Annotated in this window: 12 protein-coding genes; 9 read left to right on the forward strand and 3 right to left on the reverse strand. The window is 40.4% G+C overall.

Translation table 11 applies throughout. The features are described from left to right. Positions 1-13: 13 nt before the first annotated feature. The 4 genes from L2567_RS15995 (at position 14) to L2567_RS16010 (ending at position 6,140) form a co-directional block, all read left to right on the forward strand. On the forward strand, positions 14-4,045 hold the full coding sequence (locus L2567_RS15995) for a hypothetical protein (protein WP_235298813.1): 4,032 nt from the start codon (positions 14-16) through the stop codon (positions 4,043-4,045). Positions 4,046-4,056: 11 nt separating this feature from the next. Beyond that, on the forward strand, positions 4,057-5,103 hold the full coding sequence (locus L2567_RS16000) for a PorV/PorQ family protein (protein ID WP_235298814.1): 1,047 nt from the start codon (positions 4,057-4,059) through the stop codon (positions 5,101-5,103). Between the two features lie 169 nt (positions 5,104-5,272). Continuing rightward, positions 5,273-5,746 (forward strand): transcription elongation factor GreA, encoded by a 474-nt coding sequence (gene greA, locus L2567_RS16005; protein ID WP_235298815.1) that lies wholly within the window; start codon positions 5,273-5,275, stop codon positions 5,744-5,746. 1 nt (position 5,747) lies between these two features. Beyond that, entirely contained in the window at positions 5,748-6,140 is a 393-nt protein-coding gene (locus tag L2567_RS16010; RefSeq protein WP_235298816.1) for an HIT family protein, read from the forward strand. 12 nt (positions 6,141-6,152) lie between these two features. Here L2567_RS16010 and ruvC read toward each other — a convergent pair whose 3' ends face one another. After that, positions 6,153-6,710 carry a crossover junction endodeoxyribonuclease RuvC gene (gene ruvC / locus L2567_RS16015; RefSeq protein ID WP_235298817.1) on the reverse strand — a complete coding sequence of 186 codons (558 nt, stop codon included), beginning with the start codon at positions 6,708-6,710 and terminating at the stop codon, positions 6,153-6,155. 27 nt (positions 6,711-6,737) lie between these two features. Between ruvC and L2567_RS16020 the strand changes: the two genes are divergently transcribed. From L2567_RS16020 to L2567_RS16040, 5 genes are all read left to right on the forward strand, one after another. Next, complete coding sequence (locus tag L2567_RS16020) at positions 6,738-7,748, forward strand: lysylphosphatidylglycerol synthase domain-containing protein (protein ID WP_235298818.1); 1,011 nt, start codon at positions 6,738-6,740, stop codon at positions 7,746-7,748. A 24-nt stretch (positions 7,749-7,772) separates the two neighbouring features. After that, entirely contained in the window at positions 7,773-8,618 is an 846-nt protein-coding gene (locus L2567_RS16025) for a DUF3108 domain-containing protein (protein WP_235298819.1), read from the forward strand. Next, on the forward strand, positions 8,618-9,247 hold the full coding sequence (locus L2567_RS16030) for a DUF4230 domain-containing protein (RefSeq protein WP_235298820.1): 630 nt from the start codon (positions 8,618-8,620) through the stop codon (positions 9,245-9,247). The genes L2567_RS16025 and L2567_RS16030 overlap by 1 nt, the downstream gene beginning before the upstream one ends. Positions 9,248-9,624: 377 nt before the next feature. Further along, positions 9,625-11,406, forward strand: a complete 1,782-nt coding sequence (locus tag L2567_RS16035; protein WP_235298821.1) for a peptide MFS transporter — start codon at positions 9,625-9,627, stop codon at positions 11,404-11,406. 10 nt (positions 11,407-11,416) lie between these two features. Then, positions 11,417-12,949 (forward strand): peptide MFS transporter, encoded by a 1,533-nt coding sequence (locus L2567_RS16040; RefSeq protein ID WP_235298822.1) that lies wholly within the window; start codon positions 11,417-11,419, stop codon positions 12,947-12,949. A gap of 32 nt (positions 12,950-12,981) precedes the next feature. Here L2567_RS16040 and purU read toward each other — a convergent pair whose 3' ends face one another. Together purU and L2567_RS16050 are read right to left on the reverse strand one after the other, a co-directional pair. Next, on the reverse strand, positions 12,982-13,845 hold the full coding sequence (gene purU, locus L2567_RS16045; RefSeq protein ID WP_235298823.1) for a formyltetrahydrofolate deformylase: 864 nt from the start codon (positions 13,843-13,845) through the stop codon (positions 12,982-12,984). A gap of 314 nt (positions 13,846-14,159) precedes the next feature. Then, positions 14,160-15,119 (reverse strand): PDZ domain-containing protein, encoded by a 960-nt coding sequence (locus tag L2567_RS16050; protein ID WP_235298824.1) that lies wholly within the window; start codon positions 15,117-15,119, stop codon positions 14,160-14,162. Between the last annotated feature and the right edge of the window lie 68 nt (positions 15,120-15,187).

The following is a 15,187-nucleotide window of genomic DNA, read 5'->3' on the forward strand; positions in this document are numbered from 1 at the left end:
GTACATGAAGATTATGAAGATTAAGATAAGTCTAATAGCAGTTTTGATTTTGAGTGCGCTGACAGTGGATGCTCATATCAATCCTAAGCTTTTTAAGATTAAAAAAGAATTGACCAAAAACAGTGAAGTATCGTTTCGTGAAGATTGTGTTCCGGCAACGGAGCAGATCGATATGGCGATCAATAACGTTCGTGCCCGATTGACAACGGGAGGAGATGTATGGTGGAATCTGGATGACGGCCGATATATAGTACCTAAAGTGCCTATTGGTTCAGGACTTGAGGAAGTATCTTCCATATTTGCCGGAGCAGTGTGGTTAGGAGGATTTGACCCTTCGGGGAACCTTAAAATGGCGGCTGCAACCTACAGAAGTAATCAAAGTAATGATTTTTATCCGGGTCCAATAGATCCGGTTACCGGGACTACTGAATTGCAGACTTGTGAGAACTGGGACCGATTTTTCAGGGTTACCGGAGATGAAATTGATGAGCATTTAAGGAAATTCGAAATAGCAAAACTGGCCGGTGTGCCCTATGATCCTGACTCAATTCCTGATGGCGTAAAATTTTGGCCTGGAAAAGGGAATCCATATTTTTTAGAAGAGTACCAATTTGAATTGCCCAATACAGAGCAGGCGCTGGGCTCTTTCTGGGATGCCGACTTTGACAATTCATACGATCCTGCAAATGGCGACTACCCCATTATTGAAATCCGGGGTTGTCCACTGCCACAATATCCGGATGAAATGACATTCTGGATTTATAATGATGCTGGAGGTGTTCACTCCGCTACACAGGGAGAAAAGATACAAATGGAAGTGCAGGTTCAAGCCTTTGCTTACCAAACCAATGATGCGATCAATGACATGACGTTTCAACGGTATAAATTGATTAACAGGGCTCAAGTAGATATCGGAGATTGCTATTTTGCGATGTGGGTCGACCCGGATTTAGGTTGTTTTACAGATGACTATGTAGGATGTGATACTACGAGAAGTTTGGCTTATGTATATAATGAAGATGAATTTGATGGGGAAAATGGATGTACCTGCCAGGGAGGTGTAGCCACTTATTGTGATGAAATACCCATTTTGGGCGTAGATTACTTCAGAGGTCCACTGTCACCCAAAAAATTTGGACCTAATGGAACCCTTGTAGATCTTGAGCCTGGAGACAATAGTAGTCCGGATACGCTTGTGGAATTAGGCATGTCCTCCTTTATCTATTACAATAATGGAGGTATTGGTCAACCCAATGCAGCGACGACAGATCCTCAAATTGATTTTGAATATTACAATTACCTGAGTGGATTCTGGAGAGACGGAACACCCATTACTTTCGGAGGTTCAGGATTCAATGCTGGAAGTACGAACACTACAAAATTTGTTCTTTCCGGAGCACCAAATGAAGGCAATGCATGGTCGATGTGTACCGCAGGTCTTCCTTTTGGAGATAGAAGAACCATCCAGGCTTCCGGTCCATTTACCCTGAAGCCTCAGGCCATCAATGAATTGATTATTGGTGCGGTTTGGGTGCCTAATTTTGACTACCCTTGTCCGGACATCACCAGATTACAAGCTGCTGATGATTTGGCTCAGAATCTTTTCAACAGCTGTTTTGAGATAAAAGATGGTCCCGATGCTCCGGATATGGACATCGTGGAGCTGGACAGACAATTGGTAATTGTTCTGACCAATGATACCATATCGTCTAACAATGCATTTGAAGAATATGAAGGTGTAGATTTATTGGCACCAGACGATATCATGGATAGCCTCTTTAGATTTGAAGGATATAAGATCTACCAACTTTCTAATTCTCAAGTGACACCCCAGGAATTAGATGATATTGACAAAGCAAGATTGATTCGACAAGTGGATCTGAAAAACGGTATCACTGAACTTTATAATTGGACTTCGACTGTCAATCCATATCCAGGTAACTCAGAATTGGTCTGGACATTTGAGAGAAAAGTAGAAGGTCAGGATCAGGGTATACAGCATACCTTCAACGTCACATCAGATGAATTTTCCTCTACGGACAAAAATCTGGTCAATCACAAAGAGTATTACTTTATGGTGATTGCATATGCTTATAACAATTATGACGATTTCGATCCAAGAACGGGGCTGGGCCAGCAAATGCAATATTGCGAGGGTAGAAAGAACATCAGGGTTTATACAGGAGTTCCCAGAACGCTGGCCTATGAAAATATCAATAGCTTCTATGGTGATGGTCCTATTGTAACACGATTACAAGGATCAGGAGCATCGGATATCTTTTTGGATGTTGAAGAAGGAACATATGATCTTATATTAAATGATGAGTTAGATGGGAGGATTACTTATAAGAGGGGACAGGGACCGATTAATATTAAAGTGATTAATCCTGTAGAACTTAGAGACGGCAAATACAGACTAGAGATTTTTGGTGAGACAGATCGAAATGGTGAATTTGGGGACGATGCCTACTGGATTGTTACTAGAGAGGAAGATGGAAGGACGATTAGGTCAGAATTTCCTATTTCGAGGGTCAATGAGCAGATCGTTAATGAATTTGGCTTTTCAATTTCTGTCAACAAGCTGGGCGAACCCGGAGACCAGGAAGGTCCTACGAATGGAGTCGTCGGTGGTGCAATCGAATACCAAAATCCTGAAGGAGCCGAATGGCTGAGAATGATACCGGATGATACACCTGCCTTTCAAGGAATCTTTAACTTTGTAAAAAATGGACCATCAGAAGTTGATTATGAATTTGATTTAACCAACAGTCTGGATAATATTGGAAATACCGGATTCATACCATTTTGGATTGCTGACTATCGGCAAACCGGGCCATATATTACTCCAGGATATAAAGACAACAGTGGGCATGGTCTGGTAAGAGGAAGAACTGAAATGCAGGATATTAATAATGTGGACATTGTTCTGACTTCGGATAAATCAAAGTGGAGTAGGTGTGTGATCGTTGAAACTGCTACGGAAGATTTCACCAGTCAAGGTTTTACAACGGTAGACAATACAGAGCAGTTTGACCTGAGATCTGCACCCTCTGTAAGCAAAGAAGATAGTGATGGAGATGGTAAAGCGGATCAGGACGACTCAGGTACGACAGGTTTCGGATGGTTTCCGGGATATGCTGTTGATGTGGTATCGGGAGAAAGATTAAATATTTTCTTTGGTGAGAATTCTACTTATAATTCTGATTTTGCAGAGTTGTTGAAAGACGAAAATCCGGTAGGTGCTGATATGATGTGGAATCCTTCGGATGAACTTATTGCCACTCCACCTCCAGGAGTTCCATTCAGCATTTGGAATTTTGTTACTGGTGGCCAACATACCATCTATGTTACCAGACAAGAGTATGATGGTTGTGAATACATTGCGACCCGTTTGCAGAAAAGCCCCATCTTCGCCAGGAAGTTGAAAGCGCTCGAAACCATTGCTTGGGCAGGAATACCCATGTTAGCCGAAGGGTCGGAATTGCTGTCCTATGACGAAGGTCTGATACCCAATGATGTGGTTATAAAGTTAAGAGTACATGATAAATTCAGGCTGGAATATGACTATAACTATGAGACCAACGATTTCGAAGTGGTAGATGGTAATCCGGTTTATGAATTTGAATTCAGGAATCAAGGTGCCACTGAGCTGGACGAGGATCAATATGAAGGAGCCCTTGCAAACATAAATGTTGTTCCCAATCCATATTATGCTTATTCTGCTTATGAGGTCAATCAATTTAACAATGTGGTGAAGTTCACCAATCTTCCGGAGAGAGCTATCGTAACGATCTATTCTCTGGATGGTAAGTTCATCCAACAGTTTGATAGAGATGAGCGAGGCGTGGAACAGAGCATTCGGTCTAATCCAGGCATTATCAGTACCCAGCCTAGCCCAGATTTAGAATGGAACTTAAGAAACAGCAGCGGAATCCCGATTGCCAGTGGTGTTTATTTAATTCATGTGGCTGCCCCGGAGCTAGGTGAGGAGCGGACGGTGAAGTTTTTCGCAATCAATAGAAAATTTGATCCTTCAGGATTATAATAAGAGAAGCAATGATGAAGAAATTATATATCATTTTGATTTTAGTCTTGGGTTGTGAACTTGCTTTTGCGGGTAATCCAGATAGACAAGGAGAGGCTGGAGCCAGTGAGCTCCTTCTGAATCCATGGGCACGCAGTGCTGGTCTTCACGGACTTTCGACGTCATTTATTAGTGGTGTGGAATCCATGAGATTTAATGTGGCCGGGTTGGGAAGAATCAAAGGCACAGAGTTCTTGTTCGGCAATACAAGACTTTACGAAGGTTCAGGATTAGGCATGAATGCTTTTGGTTTTGCTACCAATGTGGGAAAGAGCGGAGCCATGGGATTAAGCATTACTTCTATGGATTTCGGAGATGTTCCCATTACTACTGTAGATCAGCCAGAAGGAATAGGAGGAAACATTAACGCAGCATTTTTTCACATTGGTGCGGGATATTCCTATACCTATGCTAATAAAATTTCAGTCGGTGCACTGGTTCGTGTTATTTCAGAATCACTTACAGATGTTTCAGCTCTTGGAGCTGCCATCGATGCTGGGGTACAATATGTGACCGGTGAAAAAGAAAATTTCAAGCTGGGTGTTTCATTGAGAAACGTTGGCACTCCCATGAGGTTTAGCGGCGAGGGGCTATCATTTCAAACCAGCAATCCTGAAGGCCCTGGAAGATACTTAATTACCGTTGGACAGCGTGCCCAGCGATTCGAGTTACCCTCAGTATTAAACATTGGCTCCTCCTATGATATCTATATTTCAGAAGAAAGCTTTGTCAGGGCTGCGGCCAATTTCACCAGCAATGCTTTTTCGCGTGATAATATCGGTGTGGGTGCTGAAGTGCACTTTAGCGACTTTCTCGTACTCAGGGGAGCTTACAAATATGATATTGGAAGCATTCCAGGAGATGCTACCAATAATATCTACACAGGCCTAGCTGCCGGGATTTCTTTGAATATTCCAATAAAAAGAGACAGTCATCAGAAGGTAGGTATCGATTACGCTTACAGAACGACCAGTCCGTTCCGCGGCACTCACAATATTGGTGTTAAGCTAAATATTTAAAATTATTATCTTTGTATAGAAGTTGTTAAAGAACATGGTTACATGTTGAAGACATCTTAGATGGCACTTAGCTATTCAGAATAGCTTTCGACCATGAATAAAATTTAACTGCGTTCTGCACCAGTCTCGTGTGGAACGCTTGTTTATTACTCATTAAAATAGACGAGGTATGAGCAATATATCTTACTTCACACAAGAAGGATACGATAAACTGGTCGCCGAATTGGAGCGATTAAAAACAGATGAACGACAGAAAGTCGCCAGAGCCATTGCTGAAGCAAGGGAGAAAGGTGATCTTTCAGAGAACGCAGAATACGACGCAGCTAAAGATGCACAAGGGCTTCTGGAAATGAAGATCAATGAAATGGAGAAAGTTTACGCCAATGCCAGGATTATTGATGCCAGTAAACTGGATAATTCAAAAATTACTGTGCTTTCTAAAGTAGAAATGAAAAACGTAAAGACAGGAAAAGAAATTTTCTACCAGCTGGTTGCTGAGACAGAAGCTGACATTAAGGCCAAGAAGATTTCTGTTAATTCTCCTATTGGTAAAGGATTGTTGGGAAAGGCAGTGGGTGATGTTGCCGTCATCTCGACCCCTAGGGGCGATATGGAGCTTGAAATCTTAAGCATTACTTTGTAAAATGAGACTGTTTACGAAAATCGCTGCGGGAGAAATTCCTTCCTACAAAGTAGCAGAAAATGACGAATATTCTGCCTTCCTGGATATTAATCCCTTGGTGAAGGGGCATACACTGGTGATTCCCAGAAGAGAAGAAGACTATATTTTCGACCTTGCTGATCAGGAACTATCGGGTCTCATGGTATTCGCTAAGAAAGTGGCAAGAGCTATTGAACAAGTGGTCGACTGTGAACGAATCGGGATAAGTGTCATTGGTTTAGAGGTTCCTCACGCTCATGTTCACTTAATTCCTATTGATCATGTTTCTGATATGAATTTTGGTAAAGCAAGGGTTCAACTTAGCGAAAGTGAGTTTGCCGATCTGGCACAAAAGATAGCCAGCAAAGTAGAGTAGTTTACTGTCTTATCATTTGACCCTACTTTGATTATTCTTTACGAAGCTGGACCAATCGCTGTATTGTTTTTTACCTGTCGATGAACCACTTCTCTGATGATGATGTGTCATAGCGACAGCTAGGGCATCAGTAGCATCGTGATATTGATCATGTAGTTTTTTCTTCAAAATTTGCATCAACATTAAAGCAACTTGTTCTTTTGAAGCATTACCATTTCCCGTAACGCTTTGCTTTATTTTTTTGGGTGAATATTCGCAAATTTCAAGTCCCATAGTCATTGCAGCTGCCATGGAAACGCCCTGAGCGCGGCCTAATTTCAGCATACTTTGCACATTTTTACCAAAAAACGGTGCTTCAATGGCCATTTCGCTGGGCAAATAGGTCTCGATGATTTCTTGAATTTGGAGAAAGATTTCTTTTAGTTTGGTAGTGTGATCAGGGTATTTTATCAACTTTAGAACACCCATATCCAATATTTTGCACTCTCCGTTTACAATATCGACTACGGCAAACCCTAAAACATTGGTTCCGGGATCGATTCCGATAATTCTATTCTTTAGCAATTCCAAGCTTAATATTTTACCTTCGACACAAATATGGCTAATAATTCTAATAAAACGGTTTTCTGGTGGAATATCATACTTAAATTGATTTTTGCTTTTGTCCTTTTATTTTTTTTATATCGCCACCTATTTCAGAACAATGATTTGACTCAATCCTGGAATCATTTTATTCTCAATTTTCAGGAAGGAACCCATGGTTTGCTATGGTTTTGTATACTGCTCATGCCCATCAATTGGGCCATTGAAAGTAAAAAGTGGCATTTATTGGTATGGCCTTTCGAGAAGATTCATTTTCTGACTGCTTTTAAAGCCATCCTGGGTGGCATTAGTGTGGCACTGTTGACACCCAATAGAATAGGGGAGTACGGCGGAAGAATGGTTGTTGTGGAAGCCAGAAATAATTGGAAAGCAGTGATTTCCACATTGGTTTCCAGCTTTGCGCAGAATATTTGGAACATTGGATTAGGCTTGATTGCGGCCATCATGTTTTTAAATATTTCCAGCGCGATGGAGAGTTACTTATTTCTTTCAGGAGTATCTGTAAGCTTAATTTTTTTTACACTCATCATACTGCTTTATTTTAACATTGACCTGATCCATAGAGTACTTAAGAAATTTGACCGTTTCACCTTGGTAGCGAAATCGCTGGTTCATTTACAGCTGCTTAAGCAATACAGATCTTCAACCCTGGCACAAGTTCTTCTGCTAGCATTCATCAGGTATGTCGTATACCTGATTCAATATTTTCTGATTTTGAAGTTTTTCGGACTTGATGTGGATGTGGTCAATGGAATAATTGGAATTGCAACCATCTTTCTCGTCCAAACCAGCCTTCCGTTACCACCAATTATTGGTTTCCTGGCTCGTGGAGAAATTGCTCTGTTGGTTTGGAGCACTTACGAGTTGAATGAAATTTCAGTCCTGGCAGCTTCCTATTTTCTATGGTTTCTAAATTTAATTTTACCCGCTTTGGTGGGTGCTGTCGTGATCCTGAGTAGTAACCTTTCTCGAACATTTGGGTTGAATAGAAATTATTTTAAATAGAAGTGCGTTATAGATTTGATGAAAATGAAAAGCATATTTTTTCTTCTGATTTCATTATTGGTCTTCAGATCGCCAACGGTTAAAAACCAAGATCTTGAAATGGTGGCAGGACCTGACTACCATGAAGAGTGTCGAACTGAGAATACCAGTTTTAAAGAGGGTGAGAAAGTCGTTTATAAAGTTTTTTATAATTGGAATTTTGTGTGGTTATCTGCCGGGGAAGTCACTTTTGAGGTATCAGAATCGGCCAACGAATATAGAATTGCAGCCACAGGTCGGACTTATCCTTCCTATGAATGGTTCTTTAAGGTACGAGATTATTATTTCACTTACATTGACAAGAACACACTCCTGCCGCATACCTTTATCAGAGATGTAGAAGAGGGAAATTATACCCTCTACGACAGGGTGAGTTTTGATCAGGCCGCACAACAAGGCACTTCCATAAGGGGGAAAACCAGGGATGTGGCTAAACTGCAGACCTTTGAATTCGAAAACTGTATTCATGACATGCTTTCACTGATCTATAAGATGAGAAATATTGATTATGAATCCATGAAGGAGGGGGAGTCTATTCCGGCCAAGATGTTCATGGATATGAATACCTATGAACTGGATATACGCATGAAAGGACGGGAACCCAACAAATGGGTAAAGGGGCAAGGTTATTTCAATACGTTCATGATTTCTCCTGAATTGATTGCAGGAGAGGTTTTCAATGAAGATGCGCAAATGAATATTTGGGTATCGGATGATGAAAACAGAGTGCCACTTATCATTGAGTCACCTGTTTCAGTAGGTTCAGTGAAGGTCGTCTTGAAAGAATACAGTGGATTGAAACATCCCTTCACCAGTAAAGTTGAAAAGTGATGACTAAGGCTCTTAAATATTTGGTCGTCTTGGTTTTGCTGCTGGTAATAGGGTTGGGAATGTGGAAGTTCGGAGGCGTAGGTTTATTCAAAGCGCCTGAGGCCAATGTGATCAGCAGTAAGGAAATCATTTTGGAAAGGATGGAAAAGGTCAACAAGCTGATTACGCTTGAGGCTTATTATTCTGAAGTTTATCCTCATAAAGACTACTACTACTACGATATCAGTCCTTTTCGAAAGAAAGCACTCATCAGAGTCAAAGCCAAAGTAAGTGTGGGTTATGATTTCCAAGACATCCATATGGAGGCCAATGATGAAACTAAAACAGTCACGATATATGGCTTACCCAATCCCGAAATTTTATCTATTGACCACGATTTGGATTACTACGATATTTCTGAAGGAACTTTTAATTCCTTCACCGCTTCAGATTATAATAAGCTGAATGCAGATGCCAAGAGTTTTATCAGAAGCAGCGCAGAGGCCAACGCGGCCTTATTTGAAGAAGCTGATGAGAAGAAGGAAGAACTTTTGGATATGTTCAGATGGATGTTGTCCGCCGCAGGATGGGAATTGGTAGTTCCTGAAGCACCTGAGGAGGTTAAAATTCTGGAAAAAGCCATAAAGTAAAATTTTATTTTATACATTGGGGCCTCGAATTCAAGTTCTATGGCGCAGTTGAATTTGAAGCTTTAGAATCCTCATGGTAAGCCTTAATACCCTTATCTTTGTAGAAAACCCTTTTAAACGCTTTAGAAGAATTGCTGCGCCACCTTTTCCCTCTCATTTAACTTTATCCTAACAAAATTATTAGTGGTCTGAGGATTAGAGGCACAAATAATATTCTACCTTTAGATTGATATAATTTTATATTTTTGGGCTGATACAGGGCTTGTCGGTTGATAAGAAATCTCGCATAGTTTGAAGTATGATTCAGATTGTCGGTTCCCGCCCTGGAATCAAGTGAATAAAATATAAAGCGAATTATCAAAACTAAATAAAGATTAATGGACGGTAATAAGAGTTATCCGGATGTGGGGACAGTATTGGGACACCCTTCTCAATTGTATGTTTTATTTTTTACAGAAATGTGGGAACGGTTCTCCTATTATGGAATGAGGGCTTTATTGGTCTTATTTTTAACAGCGGCTATACTGGGAGATGGCAGTGGTGGATATGGCTGGTCAGAAGAGAATGCACTTGAACTCTACGCCTTGTATACAGGTCTGGTCTACTTTACACCTTTAATAGGAGGCTATTTAGCGGATAAATTCTTAGGATATCGAACAGCTGTAATTATCGGAGCCTTTGTAATGGCTGCAGGTCATGGCTTCATGGCATTAGAAATACCTGTTTTTTTCTACCTCGGATTGACTTGTTTAATACTGGGAAATGGACTTTTCAAACCTAATATTTCTTCGATGGTAGGTCAATTGTATAAAGGGGAAGAAGAAAAGAAAGACAGTGCCTACACCATATTTTACATGGGGATCAATGCTGGCGCCTTCCTGGGTATACTTCTTTGTGGATACATCGGGGAGAAAATAGGATGGTCTTACGGCTTCGGACTTGCCATGATATTTATGGTGGCAGGTGCCATTCAGTTTTGGTTGTCAAAATCCATCTTTGGTGAAATTGGAGCGAAAGTAAAAAAAGCCAAGGATCATGTCATTGACAAAGTTGCAGAGCAAGCCAGTCGATCAAGAGTCATGAAATGGGGAATCATCGGTGTAGTTTTGTCCTTAGTCGTATTGCTTTTACAACTATTCGTAGTGGCACCTAATGATGTAGGAGTAAGTGCGTTAAAGACTGCAAATTCCTTTATACTACCGCCCTTATTATTTGGTAGTGTCATTGGAATTATTGGTTTTTTGGTAACAGATCCCACCCTTACGAAAGTGGAGAAAGATAGGGTCTGGGTAATTGTTATACTAACGCTATTTACCGTATTTTTCTGGTGGGCATTCGAGCAATCAGGTGGGTCTATGACCATTTTTTCCAGGGATTATACCGATAGAAGTTTAACAGGTACCGGCGCAGTTATCTTCAACCTTGTTAATACAGTTCTTACTGCCGGAGCCATGGCAGTAATTACATGGGTGTTGTTTAAACTATTTGGAGTAACATGGAGTACCACCTCTGCTGCCAATATCGTTCTGGCCATTAGTTTCGTGATCATTTGGATCATCATCTTTTTTATGTTGGCCTTTGAATGGGGATACTTTAGAGATTTTGCAAATAGTCTGGGTTTAAGATTACAAGATGATGTAACAGAGGTTCAGGCCTCCTGGTTTAGTATTCTCAACTCATTCTTTATCATCACGCTTGCACCTTTGTTCTCCAGGTTCTGGGAAACAAAGATCATTAAATCCGGACCTATCAAATTTGGTATTGGATTGATATTGGTTGCTCTCGGTTTTGCGATTCTTGCATTTGGAAGTTGGTCGATACCCCGGGGAGCAGATACAGCCTCCGTAAGCATGATCTTTTTAATCCTGGCCTACCTCTTCCATACGATGGGTGAGTTGTGCATCTCGCCAGTGGGTCTATCTTATGTAAGCAAATTGGCTCCGGTTAGGCTGATTGGTTTGATGTTCGGCGTATGGTTTATCGCAAATTTCATCGCAAACTGGTCAGCGGGAATGACAGGAAGTGCAATTAACAGTATTTCTCAAAATTTTGGAATTGCGGGATTCTTCTTACTGTTTACCGCTGTGTGTGGGCTTGCTGGATTGGTATTATTTGCGCTGAATCCATGGATGAAGAAGATGATGCATGGTATCGATTAGTGGGTAAGTGATGTCAGATACCCTCAAAAATCCGGATCAAAAGTTGATATTGGGTCATCCCCAGGGCTTATTCTATCTGTTTTTCGCGGAACTGTGGGAGAGATTTAGCTTCTATGGCATGCGGGCTTTGTTGACCTTGTACATGGTCAATGTCATTTTCGAATCATTGGTAGAGCGGGATTATGCAACGGCCGCAGTATATGCTTCCTATGGATCTTTAGTGTATGCTTCTACCGTAATAGGTGGTAAGATTTCCGATCAGATACTCGGAATGAGGCACTCAATCTTTTTAGGTGGTATTCTGATGGCGATCGGTCACTTTGTATTAGCCATAGAAAGCAATATTGCTTTCTTTCTTGCACTCTCTCTGATTATCGTAGGAAATGGATTTTTCAAACCAAATATTTCTACTTTCGTCGGTACGCTTTATGACAAGGGTGACCCTAGAAAGGATTCGGGCTTCACCATTTTCTATATGGGTATTAATATTGGCGCTTGGAGTGCACCACTGCTTTGTGGATGGCTTGCAGCTAAATATGGCTGGCACTACGGTTTTGGTTTGGCAGGATTAGGAATGCTGACTGGATTGCTTTTTTTCTGGAGAGGCATTAGAAAATCTGTTTTTGGGGACCGGGGCTTGCCACCAGATGATCAAATCATGAGTAAAAAAATATTGGGAATTCCTCAAAGCATCCTGATTCCGATCTTAGCTGTGGCTTCTACTCCCGTTATTGCACTCTTACTCTCTTCCTATCAATCTGTGGCTTCTCAAGGACTATTGAAGGGTCAGAATATTGTGAATATTATTTTTAAAGGTATAGCCATTGCTGTTTTGGTATATCTCGCTTTTGAAATGTTCAGATCCACATTGGATGAACGTAAAAAGCTTTTCGTTGCTCTTATCATTACCATTTTCATGACCTTATTTTGGGGATTTCAAGAGTTGTCCGGAAGTGTGATTACACTATTTGCAGCCAGGAATGTCGACTTAAATGGAATCATGACTGCAGCTCAGACCAATTCACTGAGTGCTATGTTTATCATCATCTTGGCCATACCGGTTTCCATGTTGTGGACATGGTTAAGCAGGAAGAATTTAAATCCTCGAACGCCTTACAAGTTTGGCCTGGGAATGCTATTTGCAGGGATTAGCTTTTATGTACTGGCTAAAAGTGGCTCTGCTGCAGATACCAATGGGCTGGTACCGTTTGCATACCTTTTGCTCATGTATTTCCTACTTAGCACAGGGGAGTTATTCATGTCGCCCGTCGGTTTATCTAAAATTACAGATTTATCTCCTGCCAGAATCGTGGCCTTTATGATGGGCGTTTGGTTTCTGTCTTCTGCTTTTGCTTTCCAGATAGTAGGATTCATTGGCAAACAATTGGCTATAGAAAGCACTGATAAGAACGTTGGTGGATATGAAACTTTAGAGGTGTACACCACTGGGTTTTCAGTCATTGCTACTTATGCCATCGGTGCCGGAGTGGTCATCCTCTTGCTTTCTCCACTTATTAAAAGATTAATGGGGAACGTCCATTGACCATGGGGAGTTTATTTTCAGCCACCTGAAATCTATTCGAAAACCACCGTTTTATTGTTGTAAGAGAGTACCTGATGATTAAGATGGGCCCAACAGGCATTAGCCAACACGATTTTCTCGATATTTCGACCTTTTCGCTTCATATCTGCTATGGAATCGCGATGAGAGATGGGAATAACATCCTGTGTGATGATAGGACCTTCATCTAAATCAGCTGTGACATAATGTGCCGTGGCACCCATAAACTTAACACCTCTTTCATGGGCAGATTCATAGGGTCTTGCTCCAGCGAAGGCTGGAAGGGAGGAGTGATGGATATTGATGATCTTATTAGGGTAGTGTCGGCAGAAATCATCGGACAAGATCTGCATATATCTTGCTAAAATGATTAAGTCTATTTTATGCTCTTTCAATAGTTTCAACTCTTCAGCTTCTAATTCCTCTTTATTATCTTTTTTTACAGGAAAGTAATAAAAGGGAATTTTATAGCGATCTGCGATGGCTTCAAATTTTTGATGATTGCTAATGATTATTGGAATATTGACTTTCCATTCATTGGATTCATAGCGAGATAGAATATCAAGGAAGCAGTGACTGTATTTTGAAACAAACAAGGCTACATTTTTCTTGCGAGGTAAGAAATAGAGATTATAGGTTGCCTTAAACCTCCGAAGCAGTATGGTTAAAAAGTATTCTTCAATTTTCTCTTTTGGAATCAAAAAATTTTCCAGTTCCCACTCTATTCTCATGTAGAAGCGATTGTCATCCTCATCGACATGCTGATCAAGGTTGATAATATTTCCTTTGTTTCCCATGATGAAATCGGTCACCTGCGCTAGAATGCCTCTTTGGTCTTCACAGTGCATGAGTAACACCGCTGTTTCTGTCTGCTTCATGAAAAAGTTAGATCAAGTATCTTACCAAAAATACGGTGAACAGTATTGCTTAAATATTTTCATACACCTTTTAATTTTTATAAGATGCACCTAAGCATCATGTTGATGATGATCTAAGACGGATGAAAATTAAATTTTTAGAAAGATAAAATTACAATATCACCCGTACGGGTGATACAAAAAGAAAAAATCACCGTTATATTTATAGAAACATTTACCAATCCCGGTAAACCAATTGAACGCACTAAAAAGGCTGTCCATAACCCTGGACAGCCTTTTGACTTTAATTTTATTTTGACAAGTAAGAATTTTATTTACAGGTTGGTTCTAATAAATTGTTTTTTTCCTGCTCTTAGAAAATCAATTTTTGCTTCCGCACCTTCACTTACCTTGCTCAGACGATCTCTCAGTTGAACAACACTGCCTACACTTTGTCCATTAATACTATAAATGATATCACCTTTTTTAAGTCCGGCTTTTTCGGCTATTGACCCTGTGATGACCTCCTGAATTTCTACACCGTCTACATGATTTTGAGGCATGACTCCTAGTCGAGGTCTATCGTTTTCATATTCTTCTAATTCAATTTCTTTTTCAATCTGCATTTCCAGCTCCTCATCCATATTTTCCTTTTCGACATTTTCTTTTTCAATGGTTTCTATGACTATCTTTTTCTCTTTTCCTGTAACTTCCTTAATGATGATCTCTTCTCCGATTTCTTTTCCTTCTACTTTCTCGATCACAACCTGGCCTTCCTTACCAATTTGCTTTACCTTTACTTCTTTCTTTACTCCGGGCTCATTGGCGATCTCATCATATTGTTTGACCTTGACGTCAATTTCATTATGAATGTCATCTACATCTACATCCATATCTATATTATGTTCTTCCACATATTTTTTCATCTCTTCAGGCATTTCACCTTCACCGTCCCATTCCAGTAATTTGGGTTCTCCATTTTCATCCACAATTTTGATCCTCATTTTTCTTTGATCAGAAACCCCTTTGGCACCGTATTCAACATCCACAGATTTATTGATGGTCTTAGTCGTCTCCCCTTTTTCCAGCTCTATACCTAATTCCTGTTTCTTTTCTCTGAGATATCGTTCCGCTTCCTCACCGGTTTTCACCACTTTCCTTTCTACTACCTTGCCATTTTGATCTGTAATTCGCTCCGTCACCACTATCTTCTTTTCATTCGTATTCTGAGCATTGCTGGTCGCTGAAAAAACAAAGCCAAGCAGAAGTATCGCTGATAATTTTAGTACTTTCATATTCTTATATATTTAGGCAAGCTAAGTTAGTTATTTCTAGAAGAAATGATTGTTAAATTGACGCTAAA

It is taken from the genome of Portibacter marinus (assembly GCF_021533195.1).
GTDB lineage: Bacteria > Bacteroidota > Bacteroidia > Chitinophagales > Saprospiraceae > Portibacter > Portibacter marinus.

Coding starts and splice junctions, on each gene's coding strand:
- L2567_RS15995 (WP_235298813.1), top strand. CDS start 14: ATGAAGATTAAGATAAGTCTAATAGCAGTTTTGATTTTGAGTGCGCTG.
- L2567_RS16000 (WP_235298814.1), top strand. CDS start 4,057: ATGATGAAGAAATTATATATCATTTTGATTTTAGTCTTGGGTTGTGAA.
- greA (WP_235298815.1), top strand. CDS start 5,273: ATGAGCAATATATCTTACTTCACACAAGAAGGATACGATAAACTGGTC.
- L2567_RS16010 (WP_235298816.1), top strand. CDS start 5,748: ATGAGACTGTTTACGAAAATCGCTGCGGGAGAAATTCCTTCCTACAAA.
- L2567_RS16020 (WP_235298818.1), top strand. CDS start 6,738: ATGGCTAATAATTCTAATAAAACGGTTTTCTGGTGGAATATCATACTT.
- L2567_RS16025 (WP_235298819.1), top strand. CDS start 7,773: ATGAAAAGCATATTTTTTCTTCTGATTTCATTATTGGTCTTCAGATCG.
- L2567_RS16030 (WP_235298820.1), top strand. CDS start 8,618: ATGACTAAGGCTCTTAAATATTTGGTCGTCTTGGTTTTGCTGCTGGTA.
- L2567_RS16035 (WP_235298821.1), top strand. CDS start 9,625: ATGGACGGTAATAAGAGTTATCCGGATGTGGGGACAGTATTGGGACAC.
- L2567_RS16040 (WP_235298822.1), top strand. CDS start 11,417: ATGTCAGATACCCTCAAAAATCCGGATCAAAAGTTGATATTGGGTCAT.
- purU (WP_235298823.1), bottom strand. CDS start 13,845: ATGAAGCAGACAGAAACAGCGGTGTTACTCATGCACTGTGAAGACCAA.
- L2567_RS16050 (WP_235298824.1), bottom strand. CDS start 15,119: ATGAAAGTACTAAAATTATCAGCGATACTTCTGCTTGGCTTTGTTTTT.